Source organism: Roseinatronobacter bogoriensis DSM 18756, from assembly GCF_004366635.1.
In the GTDB taxonomy this organism is placed as follows: Bacteria; Pseudomonadota; Alphaproteobacteria; order Rhodobacterales; family Rhodobacteraceae; genus Roseinatronobacter; species Roseinatronobacter bogoriensis.
The window spans coordinates 1-16,580 of the sequence record NZ_SORN01000009.1; the positions used below are offsets into that span (position 1 = coordinate 1).

At 58.3% G+C, this 16,580-nt stretch carries 18 protein-coding genes; 13 read left to right on the forward strand and 5 right to left on the reverse strand.

Going from position 1 to position 16,580, the window contains the following annotated elements; all coding sequences use genetic code 11:
• Positions 1–85: 85 nt before the first annotated feature.
• Positions 86–445, reverse strand: coding sequence for a hypothetical protein (locus EV660_RS15385; protein ID WP_100319063.1), 360 nt, complete (start codon positions 443–445; stop codon positions 86–88).
• Between the two features lie 85 nt (positions 446–530).
• Here EV660_RS15385 and EV660_RS15390 point away from each other — a divergent pair, with 85 nt between their 5' ends.
• The 8 genes from EV660_RS15390 (at position 531) to EV660_RS15420 (ending at position 7,663) form a co-directional block, all read left to right on the forward strand.
• Positions 531–689 (forward strand): Arc family DNA-binding protein, encoded by a 159-nt coding sequence (locus EV660_RS15390; protein ID WP_100319062.1) that lies wholly within the window; start codon positions 531–533, stop codon positions 687–689.
• A gap of 13 nt (positions 690–702) precedes the next feature.
• The gene (locus EV660_RS15395; RefSeq protein WP_100319061.1) at positions 703–1,098 is read left to right on the forward strand and encodes a hypothetical protein; all 396 of its coding nucleotides are present in this window, start codon (positions 703–705) and stop codon (positions 1,096–1,098) included.
• Positions 1,095–1,475 carry a hypothetical protein gene (locus tag EV660_RS15400; RefSeq protein WP_071481190.1) on the forward strand — a complete coding sequence of 127 codons (381 nt, stop codon included), beginning with the start codon at positions 1,095–1,097 and terminating at the stop codon, positions 1,473–1,475. Before EV660_RS15395 ends, EV660_RS15400 begins: the two co-directional genes overlap by 4 nt.
• A gap of 57 nt (positions 1,476–1,532) precedes the next feature.
• The gene (locus EV660_RS15405) at positions 1,533–2,066 is read left to right on the forward strand and encodes a hypothetical protein (RefSeq protein ID WP_071481189.1); all 534 of its coding nucleotides are present in this window, start codon (positions 1,533–1,535) and stop codon (positions 2,064–2,066) included.
• Complete coding sequence (locus EV660_RS15410) at positions 2,059–4,248, forward strand: tape measure protein (RefSeq protein ID WP_071481188.1); 2,190 nt, start codon at positions 2,059–2,061, stop codon at positions 4,246–4,248. The genes EV660_RS15405 and EV660_RS15410 overlap by 8 nt, the downstream gene beginning before the upstream one ends.
• A 157-nt stretch (positions 4,249–4,405) precedes the next feature.
• A complete protein-coding gene (locus EV660_RS15415) occupies positions 4,406–6,265 on the forward strand; it encodes a prohead protease/major capsid protein fusion protein (protein ID WP_134047598.1) in 1,860 nt (619 codons plus the stop codon).
• A 169-nt stretch (positions 6,266–6,434) separates the two neighbouring features.
• Positions 6,435–6,785 (forward strand): hypothetical protein, encoded by a 351-nt coding sequence (locus tag EV660_RS18950; RefSeq protein ID WP_232727353.1) that lies wholly within the window; start codon positions 6,435–6,437, stop codon positions 6,783–6,785.
• Positions 6,782–7,663 carry a tyrosine-type recombinase/integrase gene (locus EV660_RS15420; RefSeq protein WP_232727352.1) on the forward strand — a complete coding sequence of 294 codons (882 nt, stop codon included), beginning with the start codon at positions 6,782–6,784 and terminating at the stop codon, positions 7,661–7,663. The genes EV660_RS18950 and EV660_RS15420 overlap by 4 nt, the downstream gene beginning before the upstream one ends.
• A gap of 338 nt (positions 7,664–8,001) precedes the next feature.
• On the opposite strand, the gene EV660_RS15425 is transcribed toward EV660_RS15420, so the two are convergent.
• The 3 genes from EV660_RS15425 to EV660_RS15435 all read right to left on the reverse strand — a co-directional run bounded on the left by EV660_RS15425 (position 8,002) and on the right by EV660_RS15435 (position 9,470).
• Positions 8,002–8,712: a DUF599 domain-containing protein gene (locus EV660_RS15425; protein WP_071479944.1), complete on the reverse strand. Its 711-nt coding sequence runs from the start codon at positions 8,710–8,712 to the stop codon at positions 8,002–8,004.
• Between the two features lie 161 nt (positions 8,713–8,873).
• On the reverse strand, positions 8,874–9,128 hold the full coding sequence (locus EV660_RS15430) for a hypothetical protein (protein WP_071479945.1): 255 nt from the start codon (positions 9,126–9,128) through the stop codon (positions 8,874–8,876).
• A 126-nt stretch (positions 9,129–9,254) separates the two neighbouring features.
• Entirely contained in the window at positions 9,255–9,470 is a 216-nt protein-coding gene (locus EV660_RS15435) for a hypothetical protein (protein ID WP_071479946.1), read from the reverse strand.
• A gap of 316 nt (positions 9,471–9,786) precedes the next feature.
• On the opposite strand from EV660_RS15435, the gene EV660_RS15440 reads away from it, so the two are divergent.
• From EV660_RS15440 to EV660_RS15460, 5 genes are all read left to right on the forward strand, one after another.
• The gene (locus tag EV660_RS15440) at positions 9,787–10,203 is read left to right on the forward strand and encodes a PaaI family thioesterase (protein ID WP_071481931.1); all 417 of its coding nucleotides are present in this window, start codon (positions 9,787–9,789) and stop codon (positions 10,201–10,203) included.
• A gap of 413 nt (positions 10,204–10,616) precedes the next feature.
• Positions 10,617–11,231 carry a YcbK family protein gene (locus tag EV660_RS15445; RefSeq protein ID WP_084634728.1) on the forward strand — a complete coding sequence of 205 codons (615 nt, stop codon included), beginning with the start codon at positions 10,617–10,619 and terminating at the stop codon, positions 11,229–11,231.
• 163 nt (positions 11,232–11,394) lie between these two features.
• Entirely contained in the window at positions 11,395–13,431 is a 2,037-nt protein-coding gene (locus tag EV660_RS15450; RefSeq protein WP_071479948.1) for an NADH:flavin oxidoreductase, read from the forward strand.
• Between the two features lie 27 nt (positions 13,432–13,458).
• Positions 13,459–14,694, forward strand: a complete 1,236-nt coding sequence (locus EV660_RS15455) for an aromatic ring-hydroxylating oxygenase subunit alpha (protein WP_071479949.1) — start codon at positions 13,459–13,461, stop codon at positions 14,692–14,694.
• Positions 14,695–14,700: 6 nt separating this feature from the next.
• Positions 14,701–15,774 carry an FAD-binding oxidoreductase gene (locus EV660_RS15460; protein ID WP_071479950.1) on the forward strand — a complete coding sequence of 358 codons (1,074 nt, stop codon included), beginning with the start codon at positions 14,701–14,703 and terminating at the stop codon, positions 15,772–15,774.
• Positions 15,775–15,784: 10 nt separating this feature from the next.
• Here EV660_RS15460 and EV660_RS15465 read toward each other — a convergent pair whose 3' ends face one another.
• Complete coding sequence (locus EV660_RS15465) at positions 15,785–16,561, reverse strand: PilZ domain-containing protein (RefSeq protein ID WP_071479951.1); 777 nt, start codon at positions 16,559–16,561, stop codon at positions 15,785–15,787.
• Between the last annotated feature and the right edge of the window lie 19 nt (positions 16,562–16,580).

The window sequence follows — 16,580 nt, forward strand, 5'->3', positions numbered from 1 at the left end:
TTTTGGGTTCGCACTTTATCTGGTTCAGGTTCGCAGTTTGGGTGTGTGAAAACCAAGGTGCGCGCATGGTTCGCAGGGCTGATTTTTACTTGGTTCTAGATGACTTATTGGCCTGCTCGTGCGCTTGCACTGCGCCTAGGGCTTCAACCAGAAGAGCGTTTAATTCCGACTCCGTGAGGGTCCGGCCTTCGTCCTTCAGTGCATGCAGGATTTTTCCGCTGACTTCTACAACCTGTTCTGAATCAGGGTAGGCGCATAAATGGTCAAAAAGGCGCTGAAGTGTCACCTTCCGAGATTCCTCAATTGGCGCCGGGTACCTCTCTTCCAGCGCCCACACAATCTCTTGCGATAGGCTTCGGCGATTCCTATCCGCACTCGCTTCAACCCGTGTCTTCAGGCCAGCGGGCAACATCAGTTTAAACTGAACCAGTGCATCTGCTTTCATGGTTATAATTTGGACAAAATTTGTCCTTGACGCTATGGACATTTTATGTCCATTGTTAGGGACACAAAATGTCCGTGGGGATTGTATGAATAAGCCGATTCAATTCAAGCTTCTGCTGCCAGTCGATGTGAAAAAGTGGCTGGAGCAGCAAGCAACGAAGAATGTTCGGTCCCAAGGGGCTGAAATCGTCGCGCGCCTTCGTGATGAAATGGAGCGCGACAAAACCGAGATCGCCAAACCGTAAAGAGGTCTACCAAATGAAAAAGCCAATGAATAACCCCCAGACGGGGGGCGGTGAAGAATTGCCGCAAACAATGAACCTTCTAGAATTTTCACGAGTTGTGATGGCGTCAGAAAACATCACAGAGCAAGAATATATCGATCTTATGCGGCGAGTGTTGCCGCTGCACGAGTTGCCAAAACTTAATCGGGAAGAGGTTCGGAACTTCGCAGGTGCCGCATGTTGGCTCTATGATCTGTCGATACTTTTGAGTGAGCGCATCGAGCGCGAAGAACATGGCGTCGCTAATTCCCATCTTGGCAGTCCCTGTGTCCCTGGAGGGCATTTCTTTGTCGATAATATTCTGACACGCGCCGGTGATGAGCCTGATTTCTCGCTTCTCGACAGACTCTCTCGGGGGACAATCCAGTGAAACACCAGATCAAGAATTTCGAGTCCGGAACTGAAAAAAACCAGCCGATCGATCCTGTCGCGGCCGCCTATGCCGACTGGCTGCAGGCCCGCAAAGACTGGCGCGATATGATCAATATCGAAGGCGGTGAAGACTTCAGTCATCCGTTGCAGCTTGAAGCTCAGGGCCGCGAGGATGCAGCCGCTGACATCATGCTACAAGAAAAGCCTGTCTCGATGATGGGATTCGCGGGTCTGGCAGCGTTGGCCTGGTGTTTCAACGCGCCGGGTGAACCGAAACCGGAAGAACTTCCGGAATTGGCGCAATCGGTGGATTGCGGGCCCATTCTGGCGATCTGGCGGGCCTGTACTGGCAAAGACGGCTTCCCAGAGACTTGACATATAATTTTGACAAGCTCCTAATGTGATCAACTGATCATATTTGAGGGTTGAATCATGAGAATTGGCGGTGCCTTGGCCTTGAGCGGCATGGAGCGCGGACGGCTCACCACTTTGCTGACACGGCAGCAGGTACCTTTCGCAGTGTCATCCAGTGGCAGCGGGATCAAACACCGCCAGTTCACAGTATCCGAGGCCCTTTCTTTGCGCTTGATGGTGATGGTGGGGGCCGACCGCGACTTTTCAGGCCTTGGCCCGAGTGACTCGGCACGGCTGATCGCAAATGCGCTAGGCAAGGCCCGCGAGAAGTATGGGGCAGGGATCGAGGCCGTGATCACAAACCCATCTGTCTGGATAGGTGGCATGGAGTTTCGAGGGGAAACCAGATGCGGCGAGGTCGAGACTTGGTTCGAATGGTTTGCAGGGCCGCTTCACTCGATCGAAACCTGGTGCGGCAATTGCCTTGAGCCATGGAACGAAACTTACAGGCGCGCGAGCCCAGTGCGGATTCTTGCGCTGGTGAACCTTACAGCGGCTGCCGAGTATGTGATCGAGCGCGCCCAAGATATGGAAATTCCGATAAATGAGTGAAAAGCGCGTCTCAGTTCGCTTTGCCGCCCAAGGTGGGGGCCAGGTTCGCGCCGAATTCAAGGGTGTGGGTGATTCCGGCACGCGAGAGTTCAAGCGGATCGAGGACCAGGCAGACGCTACTGGTCGCGTTCTGACCCGCGTCATGGGCATTCTGGCCACTGCGGTCAGTGTGCGCGAGCTGGTGCGCTATGCCGATACCTGGACTGATCTGCGATCGCGCGTGGATCTGGCCACAGGCAGCCAAGAGGCTGGCGCGGCGGTCATGGACCGGCTGGCCGAAATGGCGCGCCGCACCTATTCCGACTTGGCGCAGACCACAGAGGCTTTTCTCGCAAACGCAACGGCGCTGGGTGAGTTGGGAATGTCAACTCGCCAGCAGCTGGACTTTACCGAAGCGCTGAATAACGCAATCGTTGTTTCTGGGGCCCGGCAAGAAAGGGCAGCCCAGATCAGTAACGCGCTGTCGCAAGCAATGGCGCTGGGCGCGCTGCGCGGGCAGCAGCTGAACACCGTAATTCAGAACGGCGGGCGGGTTGCCGAGTTGCTTGCTGCGGAGTTGGGGGTAAATGTGAACCAACTGCGCGAAGTTGGGGCGCAGGGGCTGATTACGGGAAATGTCATCAACAGGGCGCTTGTCGGCAATCTCGAGCTATTGCGCGAGGAAGCAGAATCGATGCCGGCGACCATCGGTGATGCCTTTGTTCTGATGGGGAACATGGCCTTGCAACTGGTGGGGCAATTCAATGAGACTACCCGCGCCAGTGCGGTTGTCGCTGACACGCTGATCTTCCTAGGCGATCAGATGGCGCGCCTGGTTACATACGCGGGAACGCTGGCAGCCTTCATGGGGGGGCGATATGTCGCGTCATTCGTTGCCGCGAGGGTGGCCATGATTGCTGCGACGGGTGCGCTAGAAACTTTCAGGCTGGCTTTGGTGCGCTTCTTGCCGGTTGCGGTAATCGTGGGTGTGGGGGAGCTGGTCGCACGTCTCACCGGGCTTACTGGACGGGCCGCCGAGGCGCGCCGTGCGATCGATGATCTGAACATATCGCTGGGCAATGAGTTGCGCGCCCTCGACCTGCTGAATCCAGCAATGGGCCTTGCAACTCAAATGTCGGTGGATCAGGCGGTCGCAAAGCTGCGCGAAACAAAAGCCAGACACGAAAACATTGTCGCTATCATGGCAGAGCAGCGCGCTCTCGCCCAAAGCACCGCCGAATATGGCGCGATCGCGCGCGAGATCAGCGGTGTGATGACAAGAATCGGTGCCCTGCAGAACACCGGCCGAGATGGCGGGATCTTCGCGCCGCAAGCCAATAGGGCAGATATCGAATTCTGGAACAAAGAGCTCACTCGACTGGCAGAGCTGCGCGGTGATCTCTTGCAGTCGCCAGAGCAGACAGAAGCACTGCGCGAAGCTGAAAGTCAGATCAGGCGCATTGAAGATGCGATCGCAAACGCTCGCGATGGCGTGGTTACCTTCGGCGAAGGGTTCGGCCCGGTCATCGATGGCGCAATTGGTGTGACCGGTGCATTGAGGCGAGTCGGAGAGGCCGCGACGGGCGCAGGGAATACAAACACAAACGCGGCAGAAAAGGTGCTAGAGGGTTGGGCTGCGGTCACAGCGCAGCTTGACGAATATGCAAAGGCTTCGGCGGATTGGGGCAAGGGCATTGGGGATGCGCTGACCGGCGCGTTCACTTCGGCTGAAAACGCCTTTGCCGACTTTGTGACGACAGGAAAGGCAGATTTTACCAGCCTTGCCAACTCGATCCTTGCCGATCTGGCGCGGATCGCGGCACGCCAGTTCATTCTCGGCCCGATTGCCAATGCGCTGAGCGGCGCGCTGGGCGGGCTTGGGGGCGCGCCACTGAATGCCATGGGCAGCGGGCCTCTCGCCAGTTTCGATGGTGGTGGGCACACAGGCTTTGGCGCGCGCTCGGGCGGGCTGGATGGGCGCGGCGGGTTTCTGGCGGTCATGCATCCCAATGAAACGGTGATTGACCACACTAAGGGGCAGAGAGGCGCGGGTGAGCCTGTGCAGGTCGTGGTCCGCGTTCTGCCTTCAGGAGAGTTTGACGCCCGCGTTGAAAACACTGCGCGCGCTGTCGTGCGGGTCGAGACGCCGGGCATGATTGGTGGTGCCTTCAAGCGCGCGAGAGAGCAGCGGGGGTTTGATTGATGCCGGTCAATTGGCACTTAGCCGCAAGATCGCTCACGGGGCTCGTGTCTTCAGAAAGGCTGCCTTGGGCGGCAGGCGGGAACCCGTTGCACTGGCAGAGCGGCGAGGTGTCCGGCGCGGCTTACGGGCAGAGGATCATGTGAAAGGAAAACGAACCATGAAATCACCTATGGTCACGCGCGCGGCCAGCATCGCGAGAAGTGATGACAAGCAGCGCACAGTCGATGTGGTCTGGACTACTGGCGCACGCGTGGCGCGCTATTCCTGGGCGCGGGATGAAGAGTTTGACGAGGAGCTTGTGGTCGAGCCATCGGCACTTCGCCTCGAGCGGCTGAATTCTGGCGCACCATTCCTCGACACCCATCGCAGTTATGGCCTTGATTCAATTCTGGGGGTGGTGGTGGAAGGGTCTGTCCGGATCGAGGGCGGCAAAGGTTACGCGACCATCCGGCTTTCTGATCGCGAAGAGGTCGAGCCGATCTGGCGCGACATGCAAGCCGGGATCATTCGAAATGTATCTGTCGGATACAAGGTCCACAAATACGAGCGAACCGCGAAGGCCGATCGCAAGGATGGCGGCAAACGGGCGCTTTACCGGGCTATCGAGTGGGAACCCATGGAGATTTCGGCAGTCGCAATCGGCGCCGATGCAGGCGCGCAGTTGCGCGAAGAGGCAAACACCGGCGTTGGGCCGGTGATCATCGAGAAAGGACGAAAAATGCCAGACGGCACGAAGACGCCCAGCGCGGGCGATGAGAAGCAGATTCGGGCGCTCTTCACCCGGAACGGCTTCGAGAGTGAGGCACAGGCCGCGATCGAGCGCGGCATGAGCGTAGAAGATGCGCGCGAGCACCTGCAGGAGCTGCAGGCAACCCGCGATGCCGAATTCGGGCCGGTGAGCGAGCCTGACCTGTCTGGTATGCAGCGCGGGGGTGCGAGCATGGCAGAGGCGATGCAGGCGGCGCTGGTCCATCGGCACAGCCAAAACACAACGCTTCCCCAAGAGGCGCAGCGCTTCGCAGAAATGACCGTACCGGAGCTCGCTGTCGAGTGGTGCCGATCGATGGGAATCAACTATCGCGGCGGGAACGCAGGCGCGATCGATGCAGCGATGCAGACGCGCGGTGCAGTGGGTTACCACTCCACCAGCGATTTCCCCTCGATCCTGTCCGGTGCGATGGGCCTTCTTGTCCTCGACCAGTATCAGGTGGCGCGGTCAGCGGTTATGCAGGCCAGCAGGGAACGCACATTCGATGATTTTCGCGAAGTCACAGGCGCGCGCATCTCAGGTTCAGTCGAATTCGACAAAGTCCTCGAGTCAGGTGAATACAAGTATGGCCAGGTGAAAGATGGCGGCGAAAAGATCAAGCTGGCCACCTATGGCAAGATCCTTGCTGTCACCCGCCAAGCACTGATCAACGACAGTGCGGGCGCTTTTGAACGCTTGCCCCAGATCATCGGGACCGGCGCGGCCGAGACAGAAGGGAACCTTCTGGCGGGCATGTTTGCTGAAAACAGCGGCGCTGGGCCTGTCCTGTCGGATGACAACCCGGTTTTTCATGAAAGCCGCGACAACATCGGCACCGCGGCAGCGATCGACACGGCGAGTCTGTCAGAGGGCTTTGTTAAACTTCGGCGGCAGCGCGGCCTGGGCGGCGAGGTGTTGGCGATCACACCCACTTTCCTGATCGTGGCACCTGAAAAGGAAACCGAGGCCCTGCAGGCCGTTGCGGACCTGTACGCGGCAAGCAGCGAAGATGTGAATGTCTTCGCACGGCGGCTGCAAGTCCTGGTCGAGCCCCGGTTCGAGGATCCGCTGCGCTGGTATCTGGCAGCGGCACCAGGTCGCCCGGAATCGCTGGTCCATGGCTATCTGCGCGGGCAGCGCGGGCCACAGATCACCACCCGCGTGGGGTTCGAGGTCGATGGCATGGAAATCAAAGGCAGCATGGATTTTGCCACAGGCTTCATGGATTGGCGCGGCTGGATCATGAATCCGGGCGCAACTGCAGACTGATTTCACGTCAATTCGGCGGCGTGGAGGGCCCAGCAGGCGGTGGCTTAAAACACCTGCAACAGCGGCTTGTTTCCTCTTTCAAGTGACGCTGGGCGCGGATGGCCGCGCCTGAGAATTGTCGGCTGGTCAGCTTTGGGCTGGCCAGCCGGGAAAACGACCGAGGTGGACAATGGACAATTCCGCAAAAGCGCTCACAGCTGATATCAAAGAAGCTGCAGCCGAGCTTGGCGTGCCTGAAGGCGCGTTGCGGCGCGTTGCAGCTGATCACGGTTTCCTGCTCAAGTTTGGCAGGAATCATCGGATCGCTCGCGCGGATTACGAAGGAATTATTTCAGCATGCCGCGACCAAAAAAAGGCGCGCGCCTCACACAGCGCACGGACGGAAGATTTTACATCAGAGACTCGGACGGCACCCAGATTGCATGCCGCACACGCGACCGCCGAGCGGCTGAAATCGCTCTCGCGAAATACATCGCGCAACGCGGCAGGCCAGCTGGTCCAGCTCCAGCAGCAGAAATGACCGTTGCGGCAGTACTGGACTATTATGGGGCCGAGCATGCGCCGCACGTGGCGGACCCTGCGCGCATCGGGCACACGATCGACGCACTTCTCGCTTTCTGGGCTGACCTTCCAGTTTCGACGATCACCGGTGAGACCTGCAGGCGCTATGCGCGCAGCAGGTTCAAGAAATCGACGGGCGGTGCTGACCCTGTGCCGGTGGCTGTCGGCACAGTGCGGCGTGAGCTGGCAACCCTGCAGGCAGCGCTGAACCACTGCGCACGCGAGGGCTATCTTCTTGGCGCACCGAAAGTCACCCTTCCACCCAAGCCGGGACCGCGCGAGAGATGGCTGACGCGCAAGGAGGTCGCGCGCCTTCTTCGGGCAGCATGGCGCAACCCTCGCGCGCACCATCTGGCGCGCTTCATCCTGATCTCGATCTACACCGGCACCCGAAAGTCGGCAGTCCTCAATTTGCGCTGGTCGGCGCATGTGTCAGGGGGCTGGATAGATCTGGAACACGAGATCATGCACCGGGCTGCAGAGGGGACCCGGCGCACGAAGAAACGACAACCCCCTGCTAAATTGCCGAGGCGGCTTCAGGCGCACCTGAAGCGCTGGGTGCGAGACGATGCGCGCTTTGTCGTGACCGATGGCGGGCAGGGCGTGGGCAGCATCCGCACGGCTTGGGCAACGGCCTGTGCTGCAGCTGGTCTCGAGGGGATCACCCCGCATGTTCTACGCCATACAGCTATCACCTGGGCGATGCAGCGCGGCGCGAACAAGTGGGACGCCGCATCATTTTTCGGCGTCAGCCTGGACACGCTCGAGCGGGTCTATGGGCACCACCACGAAGATCATCAGAAATCGGCCATCGCGGCCATGGATAGGAGGCGATAATGCACCGTAGTGCAGAAACAGGCGCACGAGCAGGCGCGAAACTGCGAACTTTTCAGGGGTTTTTCGGGAACAGAGGCCGAATTTCACTTCCTGCAAGGTCTTCGGGAGGCAGGGGCCGGAGGTTCGAATCCTCTCACTCCGACCAATTCAAGAAACGAATATTCCCCAAAAGGGTGCACGAGACCGCTCAGCGCAGTCGGGTGGAACTTCTGCGCGGCTGATTGGGTGTCGAGCGATGACGGAAGTGTTAGAAAAACGAAGGTCAGGTGACGGGGGGGCAGCCGGCGCCAGCCAAACGGGGACGGCTGAACCCTTCACTGCTGGCGCAGGTCTTGAAATTACGACTTTGTGTCGCCGTCGCGGCCAAGGATAATCTCGCGCGAGGCAGAGGAGAATTCACGGCTCCAGACGACCCATGCGGTCACCGCAACGCCAACCAGCAAGACCAAAGCCCCACCGAGCCAGGCCAAAGCGCAAAGCGCAAAATACATCGAGCGCAAGCCTGCATTGAAATTCATGGCGGCGCGCCCGTTCAGTTTCCCGGCCTTCAGGGCGAGTGGCATAGATTGCGGATTGTCAGGATCATCCGGCACAGCGCCCATCACGACCGAACAGTATCCGAACACGCGATTGGACCAGACAAATTTCAGGAATGCATTGCCCAGCATGAACAGCGACAGAAGCAGTTTCGTCTGAAGCACCGCAGCGCTGGCCTCAAGACTGGTCAGGCGCATTGCGATCCCGCCCAACAGGTCCACATTCCCGATCATTGCCAACAGCCCGCCCATTGCCAAAAGGCATGTGGAGGCAAAAAACGATGTGCTCTGCCTGAGACTCATCATGATCTGTGAATCGAAGATGCGCGGCTGGCGGGTTACCATGACCTCCATCCACTGCAACCGGTAGGCAGACATCAAAACGGTCACCGACGGGCGCGCAGCAGAAGGATGACCAATGCGCCAACCAAGCCATAGCCAGGTCGCAAAAAAGACAGCGACCGCAAAAGCATCGAGCCAGTCCAAGCCATGTGTCGCGTTAAGCAAGTTCATGATCTTACATACGCCAGGTCGCATTGGATGATCTATACCCTATCGCAGACGCCATCAGTTTTCCGGCATATGGACAGATACATCCCATGATGTGTCGTTATCATTCCTGCGAAAGGGTCGCACCATCAAACCGTGGGATCAAACACTAGAGCGTGTTGCGCTCAATCAGTTTCATACCCTGCGGCCTTGAAGAAATTACAGCACTCCTGCGCGGTGAAGTCGTCGCAGACATTCCATGAGACCCACCATACCTTGTCAAGGCCCAAGGCGGTTATGAAGGTCCGGGTGCTCCAGTGACCGAAAGGCTTATCGTCGATCAGCAATGCGCCCTTTGCAGACCAGCCTGTGGTGTTGGTTATGTTCGTTTTCAGAGAAGTCTCGTCGATTAACCCTATGCGTGACAGCATGTTACGCATGAAGGACTAGCGACGCATGACCCTGCTATGGCGGACCTTGCGAACCTCAAGCCGCTTCTGTTCAATGGCTCGCGCCATGCTGCATCCCCGTATCTTCCATGCAATCAATGAATTACCGATCAGCGCTCATGGGAAGCCTGAACCGGATACGCCGAAACGCACTTTAGGAGATTTCAGTTTCATGACATCGTCCCAAGTGCGCTGCTGCTGTATCGCCTTGAGTTTCTTGCGATAGGCGCGCAACTCGGTCAGATCCAGATCTGCCACAGGTGTTGTTTCTACCCACTCTGTTGCGGCCAGCTGCCGTTCGACAAGTATCTCAGCAAAGTTGGGCGCGGTCATGATAGCTTTCTTGATGCTTCTTCCCAAACGCGCAGGGCTTACGGAGGATCCGGCGCAGGAGATCATTCTTGGATGCCGCAGTTTGTTAACTGTTTAACGCGTCGGCAGACCGCTATACTCCGCCAAGAAGCAAAAATGCAAACTTTCTGGCGGCATTCAGGTCGTTTCCTTTTCACAAATAGCTTGGAAACCAGAACGCAGACCAGCCATGCAATTCCCTATATCGCCTTTCGCAACACTGTGCGGCGGGCTACGGTATAGCATGGCCCGGGTCAGACCCGGTTCCAAAGAATGGAATGAAACCGGAATTGCACAGATGTCTGACCAGAAACGCTACGATGAAATTGCACAGCAACTTCCGCCCTTTGGGCAGATCTTCGGGTTGCGGGTTTTGCAAGCGCATCCCGATTGCCTGCGTGCCGAACTTCTTGTGACCGAGGCGCTTAGCAACCGCAACGGCGTGTTGCATGGCGGTGCGATCATGGGCTTGGCAGATAATCTGGGCGGGACAGCAACCTTTCTGAATCTGGCCGAAGGGCAAGGCACGACGACGATCGAAAGCAAGACCAATTTTCTGCGCTCTGTCGCAATTGGAGAGACGCTGACAACCGAAACAACCCCGCTGCATCGCGGGCGCAGAACCCATGTCTGGCAAACACGGCTGATCCGCAGCGACGGCAAACTGGCCGCAGTTGTGACCCAGACCCAGATGATCCTGAACGCGTCAGGTTGATATTTGCCTGACGAAATCAAACTCGTGTTCGCCGCCTCACACAAGATACCGTGTGACTGCGGGGGGGGGCGTTGCGGACATTGGATGTTAGCGCGAAGCCGCGCAGCGTCGGGCCGCGGTGCGGCGATACAAGATTCGATCTGTAGCGCTTTATGCTGGCCAAATTCGCAAAAGATCAAAGCTATGCGCTGGTGGCAGCCAAATCGCCGTGGCGCAGGAACCATTCGTCAGGTGGCGAACACTAGCCTGGTGTGAAGCAGGAATATTCCAGGGATCAACTCTGGTCAGGCGCGCATTGTTTACCTAAGCAAAAAATTCATGGCCTTGCTGGATTGCTACATCATCAGCCCGGTGATGCGATCCGATTGGAGAGATTCCGCCGACACAAAAAGGTGAAGGCTTGCCCCTCTGGGATGGTCCGCGCGTCTGGAATAGAGCGCCGGAGGAATGAAACGATCCCGGAGTTCTACATGCCTCTCGACGACCAGCGCCCCGCCATTGACAGGCGCGCATTTCTGTTTGGTGCTTCAGCCGCCGCAACCTGCCTGACCGCAAGCCCCGGCCTGGCTTTGCCATTCCTGCGCAGATCCAGTCCAGAACCGGCTGGCGCGCCGCGCAGCCTGATGATGATCCATCAGCAATCAGAGGAAGTGTTCAACGAGGTCTATTTTGATGGCAATATCTACGATCTGGATGCGCTGAAGCGCTTCGCGCATTTCGCCCGCGATCTGCGCACCAATGAGGTGGGCGAAATGAACCCCCATCTTCTTGATCTGGCATCCGAAATCCAGCAACATGCCGGGGCTGACGCGCCATTGATCCTTACTCATGGCTTTCGGTCATCCTCGCGCAATGTCCGGGGTGGTGCCGCGAATTCGCACCATTTGCATGGGCAGGCCCTCGATATCGCGCATTACAGCCTGAGCATAGGCGCATTGCATCAACATGCCGCGAAAATTGGTCGTGGCGGGCTTGGGCGATATTCCACCTTCATTCATATCGACATTGGTGAAACGCGCCGTTGGTGAAGTCGTCCGCGCCTTTCCCCATGCGCGAGCATGAACAGCCAGAATTCTGGGGTCAGGGGTACAAAATGCCGCGGACAGGCATCAATATGCCGCTGTGCGGCGTGTCGCTTTCACCAGCTTGGGCATGTTGGCTTTACTCAACATAGCCCCAAGGTCGCGCCTGATGTCAAATGATCCGCTGATGCAGCCCTACCGCCTGAAACACCTGACCCTGCGCAACCGGATCATGACCACCGCGCATGAGCCCGCCTACCCCGAAGACGGCATGCCCAAAGACCGGTACCGCGCCTATCACGAGATCCGCGCAAAGGCCGGGGTGGCGCTGACAATGACAGCCGGATCAGCCGCCGTTTCGCGCAACTCACCGCCCGTGTTTAACAACATCCTCGCCTATAAGGATGAGGTTGTTCCCTGGATCAGACGCCTGACGGATGCCTGCCACGAACATGGCTGCGCAGTCATGATCCAGCTGACCCATCTGGGCCGGCGCACCCATTGGGCAAAAGGTGACTGGCTAAGCGCCGTTAGCCCCAGCCACCAGCGCGAAGCCGCGCACCGTGCCTTTCCCAAGCAGTTGGAAGACTGGGATATTGCGCGCATCATCACCGATTATGCCGATGCTGCGGAACGCATGAAGGCTGGCGGCATGGACGGGATCGAGTTGCAGGCCTACGGCCATCTGATGGACCAGTTCTGGTCGCCCCTGACCAACACGCTGGACGGCCCCTATGGGGGCGATCTGGACAACCGCCTGCGGTTCACATGGGATGTGCTGGACGCGATCCGCGCGCGCGTGGGCGATGAATTCATCATAGGCATCCGCTATACCGCCGATGAAACGCTTGAAGGCGGCATCTCGGTCGCTGAAGGGCTGGAAATCTCTCGCAGGCTGGCGGATAGCGGCAAGGTCGATTTCCTGAATGTCATTCGCGGCCATATCGATACCGATGCAGGCCTGACCGATGTGATTCCGGTGCAGGGCATGGCTTCTGCCCCGCATCTGGATTTCGCAGGCACGATCCGGCGCGAAACAGGTATGCCCACCTTTCACGCCGCGCGCATTCCCGATGTGGCAACCGCGCGCCATGCCGTTAGTTCCGGCTTGCTGGACATGGTGGGGATGACTCGTGCGCATATGGCCGACCCGATGATTGTGCAAAAAATCATCGAAGGGCGCGAGCACGACATCCGCCCCTGTGTCGGCGCGAATTACTGCCTTGACCGGATTTATGCCGCCGGTGACGCACTCTGCCTTCACAACCCCGCCACGGGCCGCGAATTGACCATGCCGCACGAAGTGACGCCCGCATCTGTCCGCAAGAAGGTGGTGATTGTCGGCGCCGGTCCGGCAGGGGTGGAAGCCGCACGCGTGGCCGCCGAGCGCGGGCATGATGTGACCGTGTTCGAGGCCCAGCCAGACCCTGGCGGACAGATCCGTCTGACCGCGCAAAGCCCGCGCCGCCGAGAGATGATCGGAATCATCGACTGGCGTATGGCGCAATGTGCCGCGCGCGATGTGGTGTTTCACTTCAACACCTATGCAGAGGCAGAGGATGTCATCGCCCTGAACCCCGATGTCGTTATCATCGCCACTGGCGGCCTGCCCCATACCGAAGTATGCGCCACCGGCAATGCGTATGTTGTCAGTTCATGGGATATAATCGCAGGCGATGTGAAACCGGGCACGCGCGTGCTGGTCTATGATGATGCGGGCGACCATGCTGGCCTGCAGGCCGCAGAGATTATCGCCAAGTCAGGCGCGCATGTCGAAATCATGACCCCGGACCGCAGCTTCGCCCCCGATGTAATGGCGATGAATCTGGTGCCCTATATGCGCAGCCTGCAAGCGCTGGATACCCGGTTCACCGTCACCTACCGGCTGCACGATGTAGAGAAATCCGGCAATATGCTGACGGCGGTGATTGGCACGGATTATTCCAACCATCTGGAACGGCGCGACTTCGATCAAGTCGTGGTCAATCACGGCACCCTGCCAATGGATGAGTTGTATTTCGAGTTAAAGCCGCAATCGCGCAACCTTGGTGCGCTGGATCAGGATGCTTTTGTCGAGGGTCGCCCCCAGCCCGATGGCCCGAATGCAGAGGGCCGCTTTTCCCTCTACCGCATTGGCGACGCTGTCGCCGCCCGCAATACACATGCCGCAATCTATGACGCGTTGCGGCTGCTCAAAGATATCTGAACCCCACCCCTCGCAAGGTCTACACCCATGATCAGCAATTCCGACCTTCTTTATCTGCTCATGTCCCGCAAACCGTGGCATTCGTTGCCGCAACCTTTCTATAACGATCCTGACGTTTATCAGGCCGATCTGCGCAACATCTGGCAAAGGGACTGGATCTTCGCCGCGCCCAGCGCTGAATTGCCGAAAACCGGCAGCTATATCACGCTGGAAATTGGCGAAGCATCGGTGATCATCGTGCGCGGTGCAGACCGCATCATCCGCGCGTTTCACAATTCATGCCGCCATCGCGGCAGCCGGATATGTGCAGCGCATAAGGGCACAGCGCCAAAGCTGGTCTGCCCCTATCATCAATGGACTTATGATCTGGATGGCAAGCTGCTGTGGGCGCGGGAAATGGGCGATGATTTCGACCCGTCCGCGCATGGCTTGGGCCTTGTCCACTGCCGCGAGATTTCGGGCATGGTCTATATCTGTCTGGCTGAAGATGCGCCTGATACCAGCGCACTGGAAACACAGGCCGCACGCTATTTGGGGCCACATGACGTGGCGAATCTGAAGGTTGCGCATCAATCCAGCATCATTGAGCAGGCAAACTGGAAGCTGGTGCTGGAAAACAACCGCGAATGCTATCACTGCTCTGGCTCGCACCCTTCGCTATGCGTCACATTCCCGGATGACCCGAACCTTGTGGGGGCCGATGACAGCACGACCAGCAATATGGGCCGCGCCCATGTGGACCGCTGCGAAGCCGCCGGCTTGCCTTCGAAATACGTGATCGACCCGTCCGAACGGTGGCGTTTCGTGCGCATTCCGTTTCTTGGGCAAGGTGTCAGCTATACACTGGATGGAAAGGCGGCAGTCAGCAAGCGTATTGGCAGCGTGCCTTTCGACAATGCCGGATCATGCCTGTTCTTCCACTACCCCAACACATGGAATCACTTTCTGTCAGACCATGTACTGACCTTCCGCGTACTGCCCATCGGCCCACAACAAACGCAGGTCACAACCACATGGCTGGTCCACAAGGATGCCGAAGAAGGGCGCGATTATGACCTGAAGCGCCTCACCGAAGTCTGGATCAACACCAATGACGAGGACCGCCGGATCGTCGAGGAAAACCAGCGCGGGATCAATTCGCCCGCCTATCTGCCCGGCCCCTACAGCAAGGCGCAGGAAGGTGGCGTGAACCAGTTTGTCGACTGGTATTGCCGCACGATGCACACGGCCCTAATGGGCCCGGCCCGGATCGCGGCGGAGTAAATCGAAATGATTCCTATGCCCACCAAGGATAGCCCGGTCTGGCGCGACAGCGAAGACCTGGAATGCGTGGCCGTCCTGCCAGAAGCGCCGGGTGTAAAGACCTTTGTTTTTCGTCCACCCTCGGGGGCCATGTTTGTCTATCGCGCGGGGCAGTTCCTGACGCTGGACCTGCCTCTGCCCAGCGGCAATGTGCAGCGCACTTTCACGATTTCATCTTCACCCGTGACGGCAGCTTATGTCAGCATAACAGCCAAGGTGCAGCCCGACTCGATCGGGACGCGCTGGATGCACGAACATCTGCAAGCCGGAATGCGATTGCGCGCTTTCGGGCCTGCTGGCTTGTTTCACCTGCCCCCCCAACCTGACGGCAAATATCTGTTCATCTCGGCCGGGTCAGGCGTTACGCCCATGATGTCGATGGCGACAACGCTGTTTGAACGCGGCGAAGACCCCGATATCTGTTTTATCCAATGCGCGCGCAGGCCCAGTGACCTGATTTTCCGGCGCAGGCTGGAATATATGGCCTCGCGCGTGGCCGGGCTGGGGCTGCATTTCGTGGTCAGCAAGCCTGAACCCTATGAAGTCTGGACGGGCTATCGCGGGCAGTTCAACCAATTGATGCTGGGGCTGATGTGCAATGACTATCTGGAACGCGATGTCTATTGCTGCGGTCCGGAAGGGTTCATGACCTCTGTCCGAGAGATCCTTATCTCTCTGGGCTATGATATGGAGCGCTATCATCAGGAATCCTTCCACGCCCCAGCCGAAAGCGTGGCCGAGATCAAGGAATTTGATGACCCTGTTCCTGATGAGGGTGCCGATGCAGAGATTGTCTTTGCCCGTTCGGGGCTATCGGTCCCATGCACCGAAGCTGACACCGTCATGCAGATGGCCCGCGCCAATGGTTTGCCTGTCGCTTCTGGCTGCAATTTCGGGCTGTGTGGCACCTGCAAGATCCGCAAAATTTCGGGCGAGGTGCATATGGTGCATAACGGCGGCATTTCGGACGAAGATATCGAGGATGGCTATATTCTTGCCTGCTGTTCCAAACCGATAGGCCGGGTCGAGGTCGAAGCCTGATCACCCGCGATCAGCCGGGGACCGGGGCAGGTATGAGCGCTTGACCCTGCTGAAGGAATGAAATCACCTCCCCCTCCGGCAGCTTTGATGCGAACTGCACGCCGCAAAAGTGTTTGTTACACCAGACAACCTTTGCCTCAATGGTCGTGCGCCCCAATGTAAGGAAAGATTGCGCGCCCACCTTCACACCTGTCGCTCCAAGCGACAGGCGACACCCTTCGGCGTTGATATCAGTTATTCGAACCGGCAATTCCGGCCCACTGTCTTGGCACAAGACTGCGGGAATATCACAGTTGTATCGGCGCAAGCGTCGGCGGTTGCGCCGATCAGCCCTTCCCGCCCACCAGACAATTCCCCCAAGCAGAAACAACCCACCGGCGAAGACCGCAAACACCATCCACGAACCAGATGCCTGAACCGCCCATACCTTGATAGTTGGAAAACGAACCGAGTTCTGTTGCGCCGCGCTTTGCCCAGCGGTTTTTGCGGTCAGTCCGATATCTGCGTCAGATATACCTGCGCTTTCCAGACACGCGCCATAGGCTTGTTGCAATGGGTCGCTATCACTGAAGATCAGATCTGCCAAATCTGTGTCATTGTCGCGCAACGCCAATGCGCTCAGCCGGATCTGTGTTGGACTTAATCCAAGGGTTTCGCCGTGTCGTTCAATGCGGCGGGCCATGGCATCGCGCGCATCAAGGTCCATGTCCGATATCTGTTCATCCAACGACAGAACATGCGCAAACGCCGCACAATCCAGCATACTGACTTCGGCGCGCAAGGGCATCAATTGCAGGCACAGTATT

Excerpts from the sequence above, each read along its gene's own strand:
- EV660_RS15385 (WP_100319063.1), bottom strand. The coding sequence starts at position 445 with ATGAAAGCAGATGCACTGGTTCAGTTTAAACTGATGTTGCCCGCTGGC.
- EV660_RS15390 (WP_100319062.1), top strand. The coding sequence starts at position 531 with ATGAATAAGCCGATTCAATTCAAGCTTCTGCTGCCAGTCGATGTGAAA.
- EV660_RS15395 (WP_100319061.1), top strand. The coding sequence starts at position 703 with ATGAAAAAGCCAATGAATAACCCCCAGACGGGGGGCGGTGAAGAATTG.
- EV660_RS15405 (WP_071481189.1), top strand. The coding sequence starts at position 1,533 with ATGAGAATTGGCGGTGCCTTGGCCTTGAGCGGCATGGAGCGCGGACGG.
- EV660_RS15410 (WP_071481188.1), top strand. The coding sequence starts at position 2,059 with ATGAGTGAAAAGCGCGTCTCAGTTCGCTTTGCCGCCCAAGGTGGGGGC.
- EV660_RS15415 (WP_134047598.1), top strand. The coding sequence starts at position 4,406 with ATGAAATCACCTATGGTCACGCGCGCGGCCAGCATCGCGAGAAGTGAT.
- EV660_RS18950 (WP_232727353.1), top strand. The coding sequence starts at position 6,435 with ATGGACAATTCCGCAAAAGCGCTCACAGCTGATATCAAAGAAGCTGCA.
- EV660_RS15420 (WP_232727352.1), top strand. The coding sequence starts at position 6,782 with ATGACCGTTGCGGCAGTACTGGACTATTATGGGGCCGAGCATGCGCCG.
- EV660_RS15425 (WP_071479944.1), bottom strand. The coding sequence starts at position 8,712 with ATGAACTTGCTTAACGCGACACATGGCTTGGACTGGCTCGATGCTTTT.
- EV660_RS15430 (WP_071479945.1), bottom strand. The coding sequence starts at position 9,128 with ATGCGTAACATGCTGTCACGCATAGGGTTAATCGACGAGACTTCTCTG.
- EV660_RS15435 (WP_071479946.1), bottom strand. The coding sequence starts at position 9,470 with ATGACCGCGCCCAACTTTGCTGAGATACTTGTCGAACGGCAGCTGGCC.
- EV660_RS15440 (WP_071481931.1), top strand. The coding sequence starts at position 9,787 with ATGTCTGACCAGAAACGCTACGATGAAATTGCACAGCAACTTCCGCCC.
- EV660_RS15445 (WP_084634728.1), top strand. The coding sequence starts at position 10,617 with ATGGTCCGCGCGTCTGGAATAGAGCGCCGGAGGAATGAAACGATCCCG.
- EV660_RS15450 (WP_071479948.1), top strand. The coding sequence starts at position 11,395 with ATGTCAAATGATCCGCTGATGCAGCCCTACCGCCTGAAACACCTGACC.
- EV660_RS15455 (WP_071479949.1), top strand. The coding sequence starts at position 13,459 with ATGATCAGCAATTCCGACCTTCTTTATCTGCTCATGTCCCGCAAACCG.
- EV660_RS15460 (WP_071479950.1), top strand. The coding sequence starts at position 14,701 with ATGATTCCTATGCCCACCAAGGATAGCCCGGTCTGGCGCGACAGCGAA.
- EV660_RS15465 (WP_071479951.1), bottom strand. The coding sequence starts at position 16,561 with ATGCCCTTGCGCGCCGAAGTCAGTATGCTGGATTGTGCGGCGTTTGCG.